Origin of the sequence: Thermus thermophilus HB8 (genome assembly GCF_000091545.1) — a bacterium.
GTDB lineage: Bacteria > Deinococcota > Deinococci > Deinococcales > Thermaceae > Thermus > Thermus thermophilus.
Window position 1 is genome coordinate 1,492,086 of record NC_006461.1, and the last position, 18,598, is coordinate 1,510,683.

The 18,598-nt window shown below is 68.2% G+C and carries 18 protein-coding genes; 4 read left to right on the forward strand and 14 right to left on the reverse strand.

Going from position 1 to position 18,598, the window contains the following annotated elements; genetic code table 11:
* Positions 1-5: 5 nt before the first annotated feature.
* From TTH_RS07945 to TTH_RS08005, 13 genes are all read right to left on the reverse strand, one after another.
* A complete protein-coding gene (locus tag TTH_RS07945; RefSeq protein WP_011228772.1) occupies positions 6-2,756 on the reverse strand; it encodes a tetratricopeptide repeat protein in 2,751 nt (916 codons plus the stop codon).
* Positions 2,757-2,810: 54 nt separating this feature from the next.
* Positions 2,811-3,833 carry a 1,9-bis(guanidino)-5-aza-nonane synthase gene (locus TTH_RS07950; protein WP_164926062.1) on the reverse strand — a complete coding sequence of 341 codons (1,023 nt, stop codon included), beginning with the start codon at positions 3,831-3,833 and terminating at the stop codon, positions 2,811-2,813.
* Positions 3,834-3,895: 62 nt separating this feature from the next.
* Complete coding sequence (locus TTH_RS07955) at positions 3,896-4,117, reverse strand: hypothetical protein (protein WP_011228774.1); 222 nt, start codon at positions 4,115-4,117, stop codon at positions 3,896-3,898.
* Entirely contained in the window at positions 4,117-4,515 is a 399-nt protein-coding gene (locus TTH_RS07960) for a putative toxin-antitoxin system toxin component, PIN family (RefSeq protein ID WP_011228775.1), read from the reverse strand. Before TTH_RS07960 ends, TTH_RS07955 begins: the two co-directional genes overlap by 1 nt.
* Positions 4,512-4,718, reverse strand: coding sequence for a hypothetical protein (locus TTH_RS07965; RefSeq protein ID WP_011173616.1), 207 nt, complete (start codon positions 4,716-4,718; stop codon positions 4,512-4,514). The genes TTH_RS07960 and TTH_RS07965 overlap by 4 nt, the downstream gene beginning before the upstream one ends.
* Before the next feature lie 54 nt (positions 4,719-4,772).
* Positions 4,773-5,663, reverse strand: a complete 891-nt coding sequence (locus TTH_RS07970) for a 2-hydroxyacid dehydrogenase (RefSeq protein ID WP_011228777.1) — start codon at positions 5,661-5,663, stop codon at positions 4,773-4,775.
* The gene (locus TTH_RS07975) at positions 5,638-6,165 is read right to left on the reverse strand and encodes a GNAT family N-acetyltransferase (protein ID WP_011228778.1); all 528 of its coding nucleotides are present in this window, start codon (positions 6,163-6,165) and stop codon (positions 5,638-5,640) included. The genes TTH_RS07970 and TTH_RS07975 overlap by 26 nt, the downstream gene beginning before the upstream one ends.
* 9 nt (positions 6,166-6,174) lie before the next feature.
* Positions 6,175-7,449 (reverse strand): Glu/Leu/Phe/Val family dehydrogenase, encoded by a 1,275-nt coding sequence (locus tag TTH_RS07980; protein ID WP_011228779.1) that lies wholly within the window; start codon positions 7,447-7,449, stop codon positions 6,175-6,177.
* Between the two features lie 9 nt (positions 7,450-7,458).
* Complete coding sequence (locus tag TTH_RS07985) at positions 7,459-8,718, reverse strand: Glu/Leu/Phe/Val family dehydrogenase (RefSeq protein ID WP_011228780.1); 1,260 nt, start codon at positions 8,716-8,718, stop codon at positions 7,459-7,461.
* A 25-nt stretch (positions 8,719-8,743) separates the two neighbouring features.
* Positions 8,744-10,294: an L-glutamate gamma-semialdehyde dehydrogenase gene (gene pruA, locus TTH_RS07990; RefSeq protein WP_011228781.1), complete on the reverse strand. Its 1,551-nt coding sequence runs from the start codon at positions 10,292-10,294 to the stop codon at positions 8,744-8,746.
* Between the two features lie 15 nt (positions 10,295-10,309).
* A complete protein-coding gene (locus tag TTH_RS07995) occupies positions 10,310-11,233 on the reverse strand; it encodes a proline dehydrogenase (RefSeq protein WP_011228782.1) in 924 nt (307 codons plus the stop codon).
* The gene (locus TTH_RS08000; RefSeq protein WP_011228783.1) at positions 11,230-11,892 is read right to left on the reverse strand and encodes a GntR family transcriptional regulator; all 663 of its coding nucleotides are present in this window, start codon (positions 11,890-11,892) and stop codon (positions 11,230-11,232) included. The genes TTH_RS07995 and TTH_RS08000 overlap by 4 nt, the downstream gene beginning before the upstream one ends.
* A gap of 47 nt (positions 11,893-11,939) precedes the next feature.
* Positions 11,940-12,830: a DUF4032 domain-containing protein gene (locus TTH_RS08005; protein ID WP_011228784.1), complete on the reverse strand. Its 891-nt coding sequence runs from the start codon at positions 12,828-12,830 to the stop codon at positions 11,940-11,942.
* Positions 12,831-12,926: 96 nt separating this feature from the next.
* Between TTH_RS08005 and TTH_RS08010 the strand changes: the two genes are divergently transcribed.
* From TTH_RS08010 to TTH_RS08020, 3 genes are read left to right on the forward strand one after another with little or no spacing between them, the layout of a single operon-like run.
* On the forward strand, positions 12,927-14,114 hold the full coding sequence (locus TTH_RS08010) for a glycine C-acetyltransferase (RefSeq protein ID WP_011228785.1): 1,188 nt from the start codon (positions 12,927-12,929) through the stop codon (positions 14,112-14,114).
* A 1-nt stretch (position 14,115) separates the two neighbouring features.
* On the forward strand, positions 14,116-15,402 hold the full coding sequence (locus TTH_RS08015) for a TaqI-like C-terminal specificity domain-containing protein (protein WP_011228786.1): 1,287 nt from the start codon (positions 14,116-14,118) through the stop codon (positions 15,400-15,402).
* A gap of 16 nt (positions 15,403-15,418) precedes the next feature.
* Positions 15,419-16,153, forward strand: a complete 735-nt coding sequence (locus TTH_RS08020) for a TaqI family restriction endonuclease (protein WP_231834459.1) — start codon at positions 15,419-15,421, stop codon at positions 16,151-16,153.
* Here TTH_RS08020 and TTH_RS08025 read toward each other — a convergent pair.
* Positions 16,140-16,523, reverse strand: a complete 384-nt coding sequence (locus tag TTH_RS08025) for a hypothetical protein (RefSeq protein ID WP_011173627.1) — start codon at positions 16,521-16,523, stop codon at positions 16,140-16,142. The genes TTH_RS08020 and TTH_RS08025 overlap by 14 nt on opposite strands.
* A 139-nt stretch (positions 16,524-16,662) precedes the next feature.
* On the opposite strand from TTH_RS08025, the gene gyrB reads away from it, so the two are divergent.
* Positions 16,663-18,567 carry a DNA topoisomerase (ATP-hydrolyzing) subunit B gene (gene gyrB, locus TTH_RS08030; RefSeq protein ID WP_011228788.1) on the forward strand — a complete coding sequence of 635 codons (1,905 nt, stop codon included), beginning with the start codon at positions 16,663-16,665 and terminating at the stop codon, positions 18,565-18,567.
* The last annotated feature ends 31 nt before the right edge of the window (positions 18,568-18,598 follow it).

Below are 18,598 nucleotides of genomic sequence, written 5' to 3' on the forward strand. Positions count from 1 at the left end.
CCCCCCTACTCTACCCCCTTCAGGGCCCGTTTGAGGACCTCCGGGGCGAACTGCTTGAGGGCCCGGAGAAACCCCGTGGTCCCCCGGGCCCGGCCGGGGATGACGTGGACGGGCACCCCAAGCCGCTCCGCCTCGAGGCGCACGGGCTCGGAGAGGTCGTGCCCCACGTAGCTGGAAACGATCATGAGGCCGTGGGCCTTCTCCAGGCGGTTCAGGATACGCCTTAGGGCCTCCTTCCCCACCCCCACGGTGTCCGCGTCGTACCAGTCCACCCTAAGGCCCCGCCCCTCCAGGAAGGGCACGAGGCGGCTCCTGAGCTGGGTGTGCCCCCCCACCACCACAAGGTGCTCCCCGTGGAAGCGGGGCAGGTCCTCCTCCAGAAGGTCCCGGGGCGCCTCGGGCAGGTGGGGCGCCTCCTCCCCCAAGGCCTTCAGCCCCTCGCCCACCGCCTTTAGCTCCTCCAGGTAGAGGGCCAGGCTCTCGTCGTGCGGCCGGAGGAAGAGGAGGTTCCTGAGGATCTCCCGGGCCAAGGCCAGGTCCTTCTCCCGATAAAGGGCCACCTCCAGGGCCTTCTGCCAGAACTCCGCCGCCCGGCGCCAGTCCCCCTGGGCCTCGTGATGCTCCGCCAGGTCAAAAAGGACCTCCAGGGCCTGGGGGTGGGCCTTGAGCTCCTCTTCCAGGAGGCGGCCCACCTCCTCGGCGCGCCCCGCGGCGTAAAGAGCGGCCAGGTACTGGCCCCGCGCCGTCTCGGCCTCGGGGCTTTCCCGGAAGGCCCGGGAGAGCCGGTAGGCCAAGGCGAGGAGCTCCAGGGGCGGCTGGGGCGTGCGGCTTAGGGCCTGGTAGAGGACGCTGAAGGCGGCCCACGGCCCCTCCAGCCGCTCCAGGAGGTGGATGAGGCCCGTGAGGTCCTCCTCGGCCACCGCCTCCAGCCCCGCGTCCCGCGCCCGGGAGAGGAGCTCCCGGGCCAGCACCTCCTCCCCCCCCTCCAAGGCCTCCTGGGCCAGGCGGAAGAGGTAGGGGGCGGGGTAGGCCCTTAGGGCGTGGGCCCGCTTGTGGTCCCCGAGGACCTCCTTGAGGGGCCGCCGCAAGGCCCGCTTCACCTGGGCCAGGTGGTGGTAGGCCATCCCCGCCACCTCCCCTTCCCCCCGGAAGGCGGCCCGCTCCAGGAGGTGGAGGGCCTCCCGGAACCGCCCTTCCCTCTCCCTTAGGACCCCGAGGAGGAGGAGGGCCTCGGGGATCTCCGCCCGGCTCAGGGCCTCGGTGAGGTAGGGCTCCACCGCCTTCAGGTCCTCCCCCCCGCGGAGCTCCAGGGGGCTTTTCACCCGCAAGGCGGCGAGGGCGAGCCCCAAGAACCCCTCGGCCTCGTCCAGGTCGGCAAGCCTCCGGGCGTACCGCTCCGCCCGGGCGAAAAGCCCCTGGATCAGGGCGGCCCTGAGGCCCAGGCGGAGCATCTCCCGGGTGAGAAGCCCCGGGGAAAGGTCCTCCACGAACTCCGCCCGGCGGCTCACCTCCGCCCACTCCCCCTCCCGGGCGAAGCGGCGCATCCTCTCGGTGATGCGCTCCAGGGTCTCCCGGGTGTAGAGGTCGGCCTCGGGAAGACCCGACTCCACGAACTGCCGCAGGGCATCGGCGTACCGCCCTTGGGCGAGGTAGACCCGGCCCAGGGCCAGGCGGTACCGCCCGCCCCGCACCGCCAGGGCCTCGAGGCGCCCCCTCGCCCGCTCGTACTCCCCGAGCTCCACCAAAGCCAAGGCCCTGAGGTCCTCGGCCTCCTCGGAAAGGGCCCGCCTAAGAGCCTCCTCCGCCTCGGCGTGGCGGGAGAGGGCGAAGAGGGCCCGGCCCCGGAGGTAGGCCGCCTCCCCTTCCGCCTCCTCCGGCAGGAGCGCGAGGGCCTCGGCGTAGCGGCCCGCCTCCAGGAGGGCCCGGGCCTCCTCCAAGGCCACGGCCACCTCCTCCGCCTCCTCCGGCGACGGGGCCTCCCGCTCCTCCAGCCGCACCGCCGCCAGGGCCTCGGGCTTCCGGGCGAGGACGAGGAAGTACTCCCCCTCCCCCACCCGCTCCACCCGGTCAAACCCCAAGCGCCTAAGGCCCTCCTCCACCCCCTCGGGGCTTTTGCCCAAAAAAGGCCCGTGGCCGTAGACGAGAAGCCCCCCGGGGCGGAGGAGGCGGGCGAAGAGGGGGAGGCGCTCAAAGAAGGCGAAGCGCTTCCAGAAGGCCTCGGGCGCCAGGCGGCTCTCCAGGCCCTGGTCCACGAGCCCCTCGGGGAAGACGGAGAGGAGGAGCAGGGTGTCAAAAGGAGGGAGCTCCACCTCCTCCGCCCAGCCCAGGTGCCAGACCACCTCCGGCACCCTCTTTCTCCCCACCTCCACCGCCTCCTCCACGCCGTCCAGGGCGTGCCACTCCAGGTCGGGCCGCTTCCTTTGCAGGAAGCCCACCAAAGCCCCGGTGAAGGCCCCCACCTCGAGGACCCGCCCCTCCACCCGGGGGGGAAGCTCTTTGGCGTAGAACTCCAGGTGGGGGAGGTGCATCCCGTAGACCAGGGCCTCCCCCTTGGGGACCTTGAGGACCTCCCGGTAGAAACTTCGCACCGCCTCCCTCCCCCCTTGGGCCAAATAGGCCCGCCAGGCCTTGAGGAGGGGAGCGCGCCGGGCGGGGCTTCCCAGACGCTTGGCGAGCTCCGCCTCAAAACGCCCCGGGGACAGAGGCCCCTGGACGCCGAAGCGCTCCTTCAGGAAAAGCCTCAACTCATCGGGCATTTGCCGGGAGTCTACCAAAGGACGAGGGGGGCGGTAAAGCCACCCCCCTTGCCTTCAGGCGGGCGCTTTCTCCCGGAAGAGTTCGGCGTAACGGCGCTTGGCCCGCGCGGGGGCCCGGTGCCAGACGTAGGAGGCGAGGAGGGGGAAGGCGAGGGTCGCCTCGGCGAAGACCATCTGGGAGAGGCGCGCGTCCACCTTGCCCCAGCTTTGCGCCTCGCTCAAGGTGGAGCCGGAAAGCCCCCCGTCCCTTTCGTCGGCCACGGTGATCTGGATGGCGTACTTGTGCATCTCCACCCGGTGGCCCAGGACCTCGGCGGCCACCACGATGTCCTGGGCGAAGTTCTTGGGCACCCCGCCCCCGAGCATCACGAGCCCCGTGGTCCCGGCCTTCAGCTTGATCTCGGTGAGCTCGCGGAAGTCGGCCACGGAGTCTATGGTCACGTGGGCCTCGGGGCGCTTCACCTGGTGGTAGACGAGGCCGAAGCCCGCGGAGGAGTCGGAGAAGGCGGGGACGAAGATGGGCACCCCCTCCTCGTAGGCCGCCCGCACGATGCTCTTCTCCCCGAGGCCCCGTTCCGCCAGGTAGCGGCCCATGTGCCAGATGAACTCCCGGCTGGAGTAAGGGCGGGGCTCTAGGCCGTCGGCGATCTCGGCCACCGTGTAGTCCGTGTGGCGGAGCTCCTCCTCGTCAATGTAGGTGTCGTAAATGCGGTCAATCCAAAGCCGCCTCAAGGCCTCGTCGTCCGCCCTCGGGTCCCCCTGGTAGTGGCGGTGGCCCAACGCCTCAAAGAAGTCCTGGTCCACGATGTTGGCCCCGGTGGCCACGATGACGTCCACCAGGCCCTTCCGGATGAGGTCGTGGACGATGAGGCCCTGGCCCGCCGAGACCAGGCTCCCCGCCAGGGTGAGGATGACGGCGCAGTCGTCCTCCAGCATCCTGAGGTAGATCTCCGCCGCCCGGTGGAGGTTCCTGGCCTGGAAGGCCGTCTTGCCCATGGCCTCGAGGATGGGCCCGGCGTCAAAGGCCTTGATGTCTATGGGGACCACGGGCGTAGAGAGGAGTTCCTTCTTCTGCACGCTTCTCCTTTCCACGCGGGGTGGGCGTCGGGCGGCTCCCCCCCTTTAGCGCCCCCTGCCTTTTAGGGCAGGACCCCGAGTATACCACCCCCGGCGATGGGGGGGTAGACCTCGAGGGGGCCTTCCACCTCCTCGTCCAGGCCCACCGCCTTGTCCCCCACGGCGAGAAGCCAGACCTCCTCCAGGGGGATCCCCAGCTTCTCCAGGGCCTCCCTCGGGGTCCTCGCCTCCACCTGGAACCGCTCGCCGAAGCGGCGGAGGTCGCCGTGAAGGAGGACTTCCATCAGCTCACCTCCCGCAAAAAGGAACGGACCGAAAGGATGCGCAACCCCTTCACCTTAAGGGAAAGCAGGGGACTCTTGTCCCCGGTCACCAAGCAGTCCGCCCTTCCCACCAGGGCGATGCCCAGGAGAAGGTCGTCGTCGGGGTCCGGGGAAAGGCCGGGAGGACGGGGGCGGGCCACCACCTCCGCCTGGCGGCGCAACAGGTTGACAAGCCTACCCACCTTGGCGCGGGGCAGCTCGGGAAACTTGTCCCGCAGCACCCGCCGGGGCTCCCGCAACTGGACCTCGGCGGTGAGGAGGGTATACCTGCCCGCCAACCACAGGTCCACCACCTGGGCGGCCACCCCCTGGGTCAACAGGGCCGCCACCAAGACGTTGATGTCCAGGACGACCCTCACCCCTCCAGGCGGCGGGCCACCTCTTCCTCGGTGAGCCCGTGGGAAGCGGCCGTGGCCCTAAGCTCCCACACCAACCGCGCCAGGGCTTTCCGCTCCTCCTCTACCGCGAGGTGGAGGAGCGCCTTGCGCCAGCCCCGGCCCCGGGCACGGCGGAAACGCTCCAAAGCCTCGGCCACGTCCTCGGGCAGGGCAATGCGCCGCATCCTCCTCCAGGGTAGCACCTTTCCCGCAAGGGGGGCCAAGTGCCCGGGGTGGCCTTAATACCCCTCCCGCACCACGTTCAGAAGAGGCTCTCCCCGGAGGTACCGCCCCACCTGCTCGGCGAGGAAGCGGGCCACCCGGCGGGAAAACCCCTCGGAAAGCCCGGCCACGTGGGGGGTGATGACCACCCCCCTAGCCCGCCAGAGGGGGTGGTCCCGGGGAAGGGGCTCGGGGTCGGTGACGTCCAGGAAGGCCCGGACCCGCCCCGCCTCCAGGGCCTCGAGGAGGGCCTCCGTGTCCACGAGCCCTCCCCTCCCCGCGTTCACCAGGAGGGCCCCCTCCTTCATCCGGGCGAGGAAGTCCCGGTCCACGATGCCCCGGGTCTCGGGGGTGAGGGGGAGGAGGAGGACCACGGCGTCCGCCCGGGGCAGGAGGGCGGGCAGGTCCTCCCGGGTGTAGACCCCGGGGCGGGGGTGGCGGGCCACGGGGAAGAGCGCCACCCCAAAAGGCCTAAGCCTTTCCGCCACCGCCTTCCCGATGGACCCGTAGCCCAGGAGGAGGACCCTCTTCCCCTCCAGGTCGGAAAGCCTCCTCGGGGCCCAGCGCCCTTCCTTTTGGGCCTCGAGGAAGCCGGAGAGGTCTTTGAGGAGGGCGAGGAGGGCCAGGACCACCCACTCGGCCACGGGGGCGTCGTGGATCCCGGAGCCGTCGCAGAGCACCACCCCCTCGGGGACGAGGGGAAGGATCCAGTCCACCCCCGCGGAGAGGGTCTGGACCACCTTGACCTCCACCTCCTCCAGGACCCGCCGCACCACCTCCTCCTGCCCGTAAGGGGGGATGAAGAGGTCGCAGGCCTTGGGCCAGGGCTCGTCCAGAAAGCGCACCTCCACCCCCTCGGGCAGGGCGGCCCACACCTCCTCCCTAAGCCTCGGGGCCAAGATCCTCACGGCGCACCTCCATGTGCACGTCCTCCCTCCCCCTGGGGCCCGGCACCACGCCCACCTCGCGGAAACCCGCCTTCTGAAAGGCCCGCCGGGCGCGGAGGTTGTGGGCGAAGGTCCTGAGCTTCACCCGCCTCAGGCCCAGGACGCGGAAGGCGTAGTCCAAAGCCGCCCGCACCGCCTCGGTGCCGTAGCCCTGCCCCCAGCGGTCCTTCCTCCCGATGAGGATGCCCAAGGTGGCCTCCTCGGGGGTGAGGTCGTAAAGCTCCAGCGTCCCCAAATACTCCCCCTTCTCGTCCAGGATGACGAAGGCCACGCGGTCCTTTCTCCGGGCCTCCGCCAGGACGAAGCGCTTGAAGAGCCAAAAAGGCGAGCGCAGGGGGCTTGAGCCGTTCCACTCCGCCACCTCGGGGTCGCGGAAGGTCTCGTAGAGGCCCTTCCACTCCGCCTCGGAAAGCCCGGCGGAGAAGGGCTTGAGGACCACGCGGCCGAAGCGGGGCCATTCCACGGGGATAGCCTAAGGGTATAGGCCCCGGAGGGCCTGGGCCTCGAGGACCCGGGTCGCCGCCACCACGTAGGCGGCGGTGCGCAAGGGGATCTTCTTCTCCTGAGCTACCTGCCACACCGCCCCAAAGGCGTTGCGGAGCACCCGCTCCAGGCGGGCGTTGATCTCCTCCTCCGTCCAGAAGTAAGAGTTGAAGTCCTGGACCCACTCAAAGTAGCTCACCGTCACGCCCCCGGCGTTGGCGATCACGTCGGGGACCACCAGGACCCCCTTCTCCAAGAGGATGTCGTCGGCGGCCGGGGTGGTGGGGCCGTTCGCCCCCTCGGCCACGATCCGGGCCCGGATGCGCCAGGCGTTCTGCTCGGTGATCTGCTTCTCCAAGGCCGCCGGGACGAGGAACTCCACGGGCAGGCCCCAGAAGTCCGCCGCCGGCAGGGGCTCCGCCTTGGGGTAACCCCTCACCCCCCCGAACTCCTGCACGTAGCGGAGGAGGTCGTAAGGGTCAATGCCCGCCTCGTTGTAGACGGTGCCGGTGTGGTCCTGGACGGCGACGACGCGGGCCCCGTGGTCGTGGAAGGCCCGGGCGGCGGCGTTGCCCACGTTGCCGAAGCCCTGGATGGCCACCCTGGCCCCCTCCACCTGAAGCCCGATCTTCTCCGCCGCGGCCGCCGCGGTGATGAAGACCCCCCTCCCCGTGGCGTCCCTCCGGCCCAGGGAGCCGCCTAAGGCGATGGGCTTCCCCGTCACCACCCCGGGCACGGTGCGGCCCACGTTCATGGAGTAGGTGTCCATCATCCAGGCCATCTCCCGCTCCCCGGTGTTCACGTCGGGGGCGGGGATGTCCCGGTCGGGACCGAGGAGGATCCCGATCTCCGAGGTGTAGCGGCGGGTGAGGCGCTCCAGCTCCCCGGGGGAAAGCTTCCTCGGGTCCACCCGTATCCCGCCCTTGCCGCCCCCGTAGGGCAGGCCCACGGCGGCGTTTTTGATGGTCATCCACCCCGCCAGGGCCATGACCTCGGAGAGGGTGACCTCGGGGTGGTAGCGCACCCCGCCCTTGGCGGGCCCCCGGGCGGTGTTGTGGTGGACCCGGTACCCTTCAAAGTAGGCCACGCTCCCGTCGTCCAGACGCACGGGGACGTCCACGATGAGGACTCTCTTGGGCCGCTTGAGGCTTTCCGCCAGGGGGGCGAGCCGCCCCAGGTAGGGGACGACCCGGTCCACCTGCTCCGTGAAGATCTCCCAGGGGCCTCCGTCCTTGCCCAGGTAGGAAAGGGGTTCGCTCTTCATCGCCGCTCCTCACGGGTACACGCCCCGAAGCCGGGTGGCCTCGTCCAGCCGCTCCAAGGCGAGGGCCAAGGCGCCCATCCTCAGGTCCAGCCCGCCCCGCTCCGCCCGCCGGCAGACCGCGTCCACCACCCGGGCCACACGGGTTTCAAAGCGCTCGCGCACCTCCTCCGGGCTCCAGAAGAACATGTTGAGGTCCTGCACCCACTCCAGGTAGCTGGCGAGGAGTCCGCCCCCGCCGGAGAGGAGGTCGGGCACCACCAGCGCTCCCTTGCCCAAAAGGTAGGCCTCGGCCTCGGGGGTGAGGCCGAAGTTGGCCACCTCCACCACCGCCTGGGCCTGGACCTGCCGGGCCCTGTCCCCGTCCAAGGCCCCCTCCCGGGCCGCCAGGACGAGGACCTCGGCCTCGAGGCCGAAGACCTCCTCCGGGGCCAGGTCCAGCCGGGGCAAAAACCCCGTGGCCTCGTAGGTGGAGAGGACCTCGGCCACGTCCAGCCCCTCGGGGGCGTACATGCCCCCCATGGAGGTGGCCACGGCCACCACCCGCATCCCCAGGCGCTCGGCGTGCAGGGCCACCGCCGCCCCCACCTGGCCGAGGCCCTGCACCACCACCCGGGCGCCCCGAAGGTCCAGGCCCCGCCTCTTGGCCAGGGCCTCCAGCACGAGAAGCGCCCCAAGCCCCGCGGCGTCGTCCCGCCCCTCGCTCCCCCCCAGGGCGTGGGGCTTCCCCGTCACCACCCCGGGCACCGTGGAGCCCACGGTCATGGAGTAGGTGTCCATGATCCAGGCCATGACCTGCTGGTCCGCCCCGAGGTCGGGCCCCAGGATGTCGCTGTCGGGCCCGATGAGGCCCACGAGCTCGGCGGTGTAGCGGCGCACCAGGCGCTCCAGCTCCTGCGGGGAAAGCCCCTTGGGGTCCACGGCGATCCCCCCCGCCGCCCCGCCGAAAGGCAGGTCGTAGACGGCCGCCTTCAAGGTCATCCAGGCGGCGAGGCCCGCAGTCTGGCCCAGGGTGACCCCCGGGTCCAGGCGGACCCCGCCCTTGGCCGGTCCCCGGGCGATGTCGTGCACCACGCGGTAGCCCTGGAAGATGCGCACCTTCCCGTCGTCCATGACCACGGGAAGGGAGAGGGTGACCAGGCGCTTGGGGTGGGCCAGGTACTCCAGAGTGGTGGGGTGGGCCTCCGCCACCTTCAGGGCCCGTTCCAGCCACTCCAGGTAGGTGTCCCAAAGCCCCGGGTCCTCGGGGGGCCGGTAGGCTTTTAGCGGCATAGCATCACCGCCGAGGATTATACCCCTAGAAGCGCTCGGCCACCGCCTTCATCTCCAGGAAGAGCCTAAGGTAGTCCAAGGCCCCGGTCTTGGCGTTGGTGCCGGAGAGCTTGAAGCCGCCGAAGGGCTGGACCCCCACCAGGGCCCCGGTGATCTTGCGGTTGAAGTAGAGGTTGCCCACGTGGAACTCCCGCCTGGCCCACTCCAGGTGCTCCCGCTTCCTGGAGTAGACCCCGCCCGTGAGGCCGTAGGGCGTGTCGTTCGCCACCTCCAGGGCCTCGGCGAAGTCCTTGACCCGGATCACGGAAAGCACCGGGCCGAAGATCTCCTCCTGAGCGATCCTGGCCTTGGGCGGCACCTCGGTGAAGACCGTGGGGGCGATGAAGTACCCCTCCCCCTCGAGGCGCTTCCCCCCCAGGACGAGCTGGCCCTCGTTCTTCCCGATCTCAATGTAGGAGAGGACCTTCCTCTCCTGCTCGGCGCTCACCACGGGGCCGAGGTCGGGGTTCTCCTCGGCGGGGCCCACGGAAAGCCTTTCCGCCCGCTTCAGAACCCTCTCCAGCACGGGCTCGTAGGCCCCCTGGGTGAGGATGAGGCGGCTCGCCGCGGAGCACTTCTGCCCCTGGAAGCCGTAGGCGGAGACCACCACCCCCTCGGCGGCCAGGTCAAAGTCCGCCGTCTCGTCCACGATGATGGCGTCCTTGCCCCCGGTCTCCACGTAGGCCCGCTTGAACCAGGTCTGGCCCGGGGCCAGGCGCCCGGCGGCCTCGTAGATCTTCAGGCCCACCTCGAGGCTCCCCGTGAAGTTGATGAAGCGGATCCTGGGGTGCTCCACCAGGTACGCCCCCACCTCCTCCCCCACCCCGGGCAGGAAGTTGACCACCCCGGGGGGGAAGCCCGCCTCGTGGAAGATCTCAAAGACCTTGGCCCCCACCACCACGGCGTCCTCGGCGGGCTTGGCGATCACGGTGTTCCCCACGGCCACGGGGCCCACGATCATCCCAGTGAAGATGGCCACGGGGAAGTTCCAGGGGGCGATGACCACCCCGGCCCCCAGGGGCACGTAGAAGCTCTCGTTGTCCTCCCCGGGGTAGGGGACCACCTCCACGGCGGGGTAGCGGTAGCGCAGGGCGGCCCGGGCGTAGTACTCAATGAAGTCAATGGCCTCGGCCACGTCCGCGGAGGCCTCCACCCAGTTCTTGCCCACCTCGTAGACCAAGGTGGCCTCCAGCTCCCGCTTCCGCCGCCGCATGAGGGCCGCCGCCTTGAGGAGGAGGCGGCTCCGGTCCTCCTGGGGCCAGTCCTTCCAGGTCTTGAAGGCCTTCCAGGCGGCCTCGAGGGCGGCCTCCGCCTCCGCCTTCCCCGCCTTGGCGGTGGTGCCCACCACCTCGCTTGGCGCCGAGGGGTTGAGGGAGACCATGCGCTCCTTCGTGTCCACCCACTCCCCCCCGATGTAGAGGGGGTAGTGGCGGCCGAACTCCTCCCGCACCCGCCTCAGGGCCTCGCGCATGGCGCGCCGGGCCTCCTCCGTCTGGAAGGTCTCAATGGGCTCGTTCCGGAAAGGTTCCACCGTCATCCTCCTCCACCTCCTCTAGCCGGAGACCAGGCTCCTCAGGACGAGGAGGAGGTTCTCCGGCCTCTCCGCGATCCTCCGGGTGAGGTAGGGGTACCAGTCCCGGCCGTAGGGCACGTAGGCCCGCACCGTGTACCCCTCCTGGGCGAGCCGCCTCTGCTCCTCGGGGCGCACCCCGTAGAGGAACTGGAACTCAAAGCGCGACCTGGGGATCCCCATGGCCTCGGTGTAGCGCTTGAGCTCGGCGATGATCCTGGGGTCGTGGGTGGCGAAGGCCACGTAAAGCCCCTCCTTAAGGGCGAGCTTCCCCAGGTGCAGGTACTCGGCGTCAATGAGGCGCTTGTCCGGGAAGGCCACCTCCTTGGGCTCCCGGTAGGCCCCCTTGACCAGGCGGAGGTTGGGCCGGTAGGGCAGGAGGTCCAAAAGGTCCTTCTCCGTGCGGTAGAGGTAGCTTTGCAGGACGATCCCCACCTGGGAGAAGCCCTCCTCCCTGAGGGCCTTGTAGATGCGCAAGGTGGCCTCCACCCGGGGAGAGTCCTCCATGTCCAGGCGCACGAAGACCCCCCGGGGCTCGGCCTCCCTAAGGACCTCGCGCAAAAGGGCGAGGGCGAGGTCCTCGGAGAGGTCCAGGCCGAGCTGGGTGAGCTTCAGGGAGATGTACTTGGGCCAGGGCTTCCCCGCAAGGGCCCAGACGAGCTCAAGGAGCCCCCTTTGGAAGGCCCTGGCCTCCTCCTCGGTGCGCACCATCTCGCCCAAGAGGTCCAGGATGGCGTGGACGCCCTCCCGCTCCAGGGCCTCCGCCGCCTTAAGGGCCTCCTCCAGGGTCTCCCCCGCCACGTAGCGCCGCACCAGGCCCTTCGCCCGGTGCTTGATGAGGCGCTCCACCTGAGGGTGGCCCGCCACGCCGAGCACGAAGGAACGGTAAGCCAGGTCCAGGTTCATCCTCCCTCCTCCCGAAGCCGCCCCACCACCAGGTCGCGGAAGCGGAAGACGTGGGCCTCCACCGCCCGCCTCGCCTCCTCCGGGTCCCTGCGGAGGAGGGCCTCGAGGATCGCCCGGTGCTCCCGCCTCGTGGCCTCGTCCTGGGAGAGGGTGGGAAGGGCGCTCCGGGCCAGGGCCAGGGTGGCGAGGAGGTCCTCGTAGAGGCGGTAAAGGGTGCGGTTCCCGGATAGCCGCACCAAGGCGCGGTGGAACTCCAGGTCGCGGCGCATCTGCTCCGGGTAGTCCTCCCGCGGGGCCTCGTCTATGGCCTGAAGGAGGCGCTCAAGCTCGGCGAGCTCCCAGGGGGTGGCCCTCAAGGCCGCCTCCCGCGCCGCCTCCCCCTCCAAAAGGGCCCGCACCCCGTAGACCTCCTCCACCTCCTCGGGGGCAAAGACCCGGACCCTCGCCCCCTTCCCCGGGACGAGCTCCACCAAGCCCTCCTCGGCGAGGCGCATCAGGGCCTCCCGCACGGGGGTGCGGGAGACGCCGAGCTCCTGGGCCAAAAGGGGCTCGGAAAGCCTCTCCCCCGGGGAGAAACGCCCCGAGAGGAGGAGGTCCTTGAGGTGGCGGTAGACCGCCTCGCGCACCTGGTTGGGGCGGCGGAAGCCCAGGGTCTGCATCCTGTATACAGGATAAAGCAAGGGTCCACGCCCCGCAAGCCTCCCGGCTAGCGCCCGGTCAGGAGGCGCTTCAGCCCCCCGCCAAGCCGCTTCCACACGCCCCCGAAGTGGGCTTCGTAGCTCTTCGCCGCCCCCTCGGGGCCGGGGTCCACCCCGAGCTCCCGGGCCAGGAAGTAGCGGTGGTCCATGACCCAGAGGTAGAGGTCGGCCTCGGTGCGCCCCGGGAAGTCCCTGAGGAGGCCCAGGCGGCGGATGGCCTCCACCGTGGGCTTGTAGAGGTTCTCGTACCAGTCCACCACCGCCTCCTCCCAAGAGATCTCCCGCCCCTCCTCCAGCCCCTTGAAGTAGCGCCGGGTGGCGATGTGGTCCAGGAGGCGGTCGTAGCGGCCCAGGGCGGTGAAGCGGATCTCCTCCGCCCCGGGGACGAGGTCTTTGAGCCGCGTCTTCTCCAGGAAGTGGGCGTACTCCGCCTTGAGGAGGAGGTCTTTGGGCGTGTCCCCAGGCTCTATGGGCACGGGGACGTCCAAGGCGATGACGTGGGCGTCAATGAACTTCTGCCCCGTGGCCTTGGCCAGAGCCACCCGGTGGTTCCCGTCCTTCACGAAGTAGGCCTCCCCCACCTGGTAGACCTCTATGGGGGGGAACTCCGCCCCCGCAAGCTGGAGGGCGCGGAGGCGCTTCCAGCGCTCCAGGGTGTGGGGGGTCTTGGGGAGGAAGCGGTGGTCAAAGTCCTCGTAGCGGTCCACGGAGCCCACCACCTTGTCCACCTCGATGGTCCTGAGGCCCAGATGGCGCTCCCCTCTGGGCCTCAGCGCCAGGGCCTGGTGGAAGGGAAGGAGGACGTTCGGCTCCCCCCTTAAGCGGTGGAGGAGCTCGTGGAGCTTCGCCTGGCGTTCCAGGCGCTCGGCTTCGGTTTCGGCTTGCAGCTCGGCCCTCATGGAACCGCTACCACCCCCATCCCTAGGGTAGCGCCTTTCGGTCAGAGGAAGGTGAGCCCCTGGACAGTCCCGGGGCCCAGGCGGTTAGATAAGGCCATGAGCCTGGATCTGCGCGCACGCGTCCGCGAGGAGCTGGAAAGGCTCAAGCGGGAGGGGCTTTACATCTCCCCCAAGGTCCTCGAGGCCCCCCAGGAGCCCGTGACCCGGGTGGAGGGGCGGGAGGTGGTGAACCTCGCCTCCAACAACTACCTCGGCTTCGCCAACCACCCCTACCTCAAGGAGAAGGCCCGCCAGTACCTGGAGAAGTGGGGGGCGGGAAGCGGGGCGGTGCGCACCATCGCCGGCACCTTCACCTACCACGTGGAGCTGGAGGAGGCCCTGGCCCGCTTCAAGGGGACGGAAAGCGCCCTCGTCCTCCAGTCGGGCTTCACCGCCAACCAGGGGGTGCTGGGGGCCCTCCTCAAGGAGGGGGACGTGGTCTTCTCCGACGAGCTGAACCACGCCAGCATCATCGACGGCCTCCGCCTCACCAAGGCCACCCGGCTGGTCTTTCGCCACGCGGACGTGGCCCACCTGGAGGAGCTCCTCAAGGCCCACGACACCGACGGGCTCAAGCTCATCGTCACCGACGGGGTCTTCTCCATGGACGGGGACATCGCCCCCCTGGACAAGATCGTCCCCCTGGCCAAGAAGTACAAAGCGGTGGTCTACGTGGACGACGCCCACGGCTCGGGCGTCCTCGGGGAAAAGGGGAAGGGCACGGTCCACCACTTCGGCTTCCACCAGGACCCCGACGTCGTCCAGGTGGCCACCCTCTCCAAGGCCTGGGCGGGGATCGGGGGGTACGCCGCGGGGGCCCGGGAGCTCAAGGACCTCCTCATCAACAAGGCCAGGCCCTTCCTCTTCTCCACAAGCCACCCCCCGGCGGTGGTGGGGGCGCTTCTGGGAGCGCTGGAGCTCATAGAGAAGGAGCCCGAGCGGGTGGAGCGGCTCTGGGAGAACACCCGCTACTTCAAGCGGGAGCTCGCCCGTCTGGGCTACGACACCCTGGGGAGCCAGACCCCCATCACCCCCGTCCTCTTCGGGGAGGCCCCCCTGGCCTTTGAGGCGAGCCGCCTCCTCCTGGAGGAGGGGGTCTTCGCCGTGGGCATCGGCTTCCCCACCGTGCCCAGGGGGAAGGCGAGGATCCGCAACATCGTCACCGCCGCCCACACGAAGGAGATGCTGGACAAGGCCCTCGAGGCCTACGAGAAGGTGGGCAAGAGGCTCGGTATAATCCGCTAAGATGCTCTTTCCTCCTTCCCTACCCCCTACGGCCTCCGGGCGAAGCCTGGGCCGAGTAGAAACCCCACCAGGGCTAGTGCGCTTCATGGTGGGGCTCGCCGAGGCCCCGAAAGGGGGAAGGGTCCTGGAACCCGCCTGCGCGGACGGGCCCTTCCTCCGGGCCTTCCGGGAGGCCCACGGGACGGGCTACCGCTTCGTGGGGGTGGAGATCGACCCACACGCCCTGGACCTTCCCCCTTGGGCGGAAGGGGTGGTGGCGGACTTCCTCCTCTGGGAGCCCGGGGAAGCCTTTGACCTCATCTTGGGCAACCCGCCCTACGGCATCGTGGGGGAGGCCAGCAAGTACCCCATCCACGTCCTTAGGGAGGTCAAGGGGCTTTACAAGAAGACCCTATCCACCTGGAAGGGCAAGTACAACCTTTACGGGGCCTTCATAGAGAAATCTGTGCGCCTCTTGAGGGAGGGCGGAACCCTGGTCTTCGTAGTCCCGGCCACGTGGCTCGTCCTGGACGACTTTTCCCTCCTTCGGTCATTTCTGGCCCGAGAAGGGAGAACAGAAGTTTACTATCTAGGCGAGGTCTTCCCCGGAAGAAAGGTGAGCGCTGTGGTTCTTCGGTTCCGGAAGGGAGGAAAAGGCCTCGCCCTTTGGGACACCCGGAGAGACGGGGAGACCTTCACGCCCCTCTTGTGGAGCGAGAAGCCGGAATGGAAGGGAGAGATCATCCGCTTCGAAACAGGGTGGACCAGGGAGATGGAGGCCTCGGGTCCACCCCTAGGTAGCCTATTCCACATCCGCTTCGCCGCCAGGAGCCCGGAGTTCAAGAAGCATCCCGCCGTCCAAAAGGAACCGGAACCTGGCCTTGTGCCCGTCCTGACGGGAAGGAACCTGAAGCCGGGGTGGATAGACTACGAAAGCAACCACTCCGGCCTTTGGATGCCCAAGGAAAGGGCCAAGGAGCTTAGGGACTTCTACGCCACGCCCCACTTGGTGGTGGCCCACACTAAGGGCACCAAGGTGGTAGCCGCTTGGGACGAGAAGGCCTACCCGTGGAGAGAAGAGTTCCACCTTCTGCCCAAGGAGGGTGTGGAACTAGACCCCTTGTTTCTGGTAGAGTGGTTAAACTCCGATAAGATACAAGAGTATGTCAAAACCCTTTACAGGGACTTTGTTCCTCACTTGACGCTTAGAATGTTGGAGCGGATACCTGCGTTGCTTCCCCGAAAGGGGAACACCGAGAGGAGGAAACATGGCCCCTACACAAGCCCAGAAAGTGCTGGAAGCTTTTGAGGATTTTCTGAAGTGTTTGGACCTCGAGAGCTACCAAGAAAAATACCGCCCCATCAAAACAGTAGAGCAAGACCTACCTAGAGAGCTTAACCCACTTCCAGACTTGTACGACCACTATTGGAAGCCCAACGGGAACACCCTTCACTTTCCAGATTTTGAAACTTTCTTCGACCAGTGGTGGGAGAAGCGCCTCCGGCCCCTAAACGAGTTTATTCGCAAGTATTTTTGGGGATGTTCCTATGAATTTGTCCGTCTCGGCTTAGAAGCGAGGCTCTACCGGACCGCTGTTTCCATTTGGACGCAATTTCACTTTTGCTATCGCTGGAACGCCTCTTGTCAACTTCGCTTGACGGCCACCTGGGAGTTGGACGCCCAGGGGATAGATGCACAAATTCAAGCAGAAGACCGCCTGATAGGCATTCAGATAAAAAAGGAAACCTATCGCTCGGAAGCCCGGGAGGGAAACCGCTTCCTAAGAAGGCGCGAACATTCCGCCCTCCTGGAAGTTCCCTACACGCTGCAAAGCCCAGAGGAACTCGAAAGAAAAGCCCAGCGTGCCCGAACCAGAGAAGAAGCCTACCGCTTGTGGGTCAAAATCGCCCACCATCTAGAACGGCTTCCCAACGGATTCGTCATCTTCCGAGAAAGCTACGTAAAGGACTTGGAAAACTTTTTAAAGCAAAACGCCACTACATTGTCCGGACTCATACCCTGGGATAAGGTAGCCCGGGAAGCCCTCACCGGCCCGTGAGGTACACCCGGAGGACGAGCCCCACGCAGAAGAGAAGCCCCAGGGCCACGAAAAGCTCGGGGCGCTTGGGCGGGTCCTTGAGGCCCCGGTAGAACCACCCCCCGGGCTCGAGGCCCCCCAGGTAGTGGAGCCCCGCCGCCAAGAGGAGGCCGTAGAGGAGGTGGAGGCCGTCCTTGGGCCTCAAGCCCTGGAGGAAGAGGAGAAAGCCCAAGAGGACCTGGAGGATCGCCACCCAGGCCACCCCCCGGAGGAAGGCATAGAAGCGGGAGGGAAGGGGGCGGAAGAAGCCTAAGAGGCCCACGAGGGCCAAGGCGGGCACCGCGACCAGGAGGAAAAGGCCCAGGGAGGCGTGCAGGAAGACCCCAACCATGAGGGCAGGATACCCGGGGAACGCCCGGGCGGAAAGCGGCAATACACTGGCCTCAGTCCGATAAACTTTCCGGCCCCAGGCAAGGAGAGCTCCCTTTACAAGGGGAAAAACCCCGCTCCGGTTGTGGTATACTGAAGGGGTGAGCTACGACGCTTCTGCCATTCGGGTGCTCAAGGGCCTGGAGGGGGTCCGCCACCGCCCGGCCATGTACATCGGCGGCACGGGGGTGGAAGGGTACCACCACCTCTTCAAGGAGATCCTGGACAACGCCGTGGACGAGGCCCTGGCGGGCTACGCCACGGAGATCCTGGTGCGCCTCAACGAGGACGGCTCCCTCACCGTGGAGGACAACGGCCGCGGCATCCCCGTGGACCTCATGCCCGAGGAGGGAAAGCCCGCCGTGGAGGTCATCTACACCACCCTCCACTCCGGGGGCAAGTTTGAGCAGGGCGCCTACAAGGTCTCCGGGGGGCTCCACGGGGTGGGGGCGAGCGTGGTGAACGCCCTTTCCGAGTGGACCGTGGTGGAGGTCTTCCGGGAGGGGAAGCACCACCGGATCGCCTTCAGCCGGGGCGAGGTCACGGAGCCCCTCCGGGTGGTGGGCGAGGCCCCCAGGGGGAAGACCGGGACCCGGGTCACCTTCAAGCCCGACCCCGAGATCTTCGGGAACCTCCGCTTTGACCCGAGCAAGATCCGGGCCCGCCTCCGGGAGGTGGCCTACCTGGTGGCCGGGCTCAAGCTCGTCTTCCAGGACCGCCAGCACGGAAAGGAGGAGGTCTTCCTGGACAAGGGGGGCGTGGCCTCCTTCGCCAAGGCCTTGGCCGAGGGGGAGGACCTCCTCTACGAGAAGCCCTTCCTCATCCGGGGCACCCACGGGGAGGTGGAGGTGGAGGTGGGCTTCCTCCACACCCAGGGGTACAACGCCGAGATCCTCACCTACGCCAACATGATCCCCACCCGGGACGGGGGTACCCACCTCACCGCCTTCAAGTCCGCCTACAGCCGCGCCCTGAACCAGTACGCCAAGAAGGCGGGCCTCAACAAGGAAAAAGGCCCCCAGCCCACGGGGGACGACCTCCTGGAGGGGCTCTACGCCGTGGTCTCGGTGAAGCTCCCCAACCCCCAGTTTGAGGGGCAGACCAAGGGGAAGCTCCTAAACCCCGAGGCCGGGACCGCCGTGGGCCAGGTGGTTTACGAGCGGCTTCTGGAGATCCTGGAGGAGAACCCCCGCATCGCCAAGGCCGTCTACGAGAAGGCCCTGAGGGCCGCCCAGGCCCGGGAGGCGGCGAGGAAGGCGAGGGAGCTCGTCCGCAGGCAGAACCCCCTGGAGTCCGACGAGCTTCCCGGAAAGCTCGCCGACTGCCAGACGGAAAACCCCGAGGAGGCGGAGCTTTTCATCGTGGAGGGGGACTCGGCAGGGGGGAGCGCCAAGCAGGGCCGGGACCGCCGCTTCCAGGCCATCCTGCCCCTCCGGGGGAAGATCCTCAACGTGGAGAAGGCGGGGCTCTCCAAGGCCCTGAAGAACGCCGAGGTGCGGGCCATGGTCTCGGCCATCGGCGTGGGCATCGGGGGGGATGGGGAGGCCCACTTTGACCTCGAGGGCCTCCGCTACCACAAGATCATCATCATGACCGACGCCGACGTGGACGGAAGCCACATCCGCACCCTCCTCCTCACCTTCTTCTACCGCTACATGCGCCCCCTCATTGAACGGGGCCACGTCTACATCGCCCAGCCTCCCCTCTACCGCCTCCAGGTGGGGAAGAAGGTGGAGTACCTCTACTCCGACGAGGAGCTCCAGGCCCGGCTCAAGGAGCTGGAAGGCAAGCACTACGAGGTCCAGCGCTTCAAGGGCCTGGGGGAGATGAACCCGGAGCAGCTTTGGGAGACCACCATGAACCCGGAGAAGCGGGTCCTCAAGCGGGTGGAGCTCCAGGACGCCCTCGAGGCCAGCGAGCTCTTTGAGAAGCTCATGGGCCAGGAGGTGGCCCCGAGGCGCGAGTTCATAGAGGAGCACGCCCGCTACGCCGAGCTGGACATCTAATACCGCCCCAGGCCGGCTTGCGCCAGCCTGG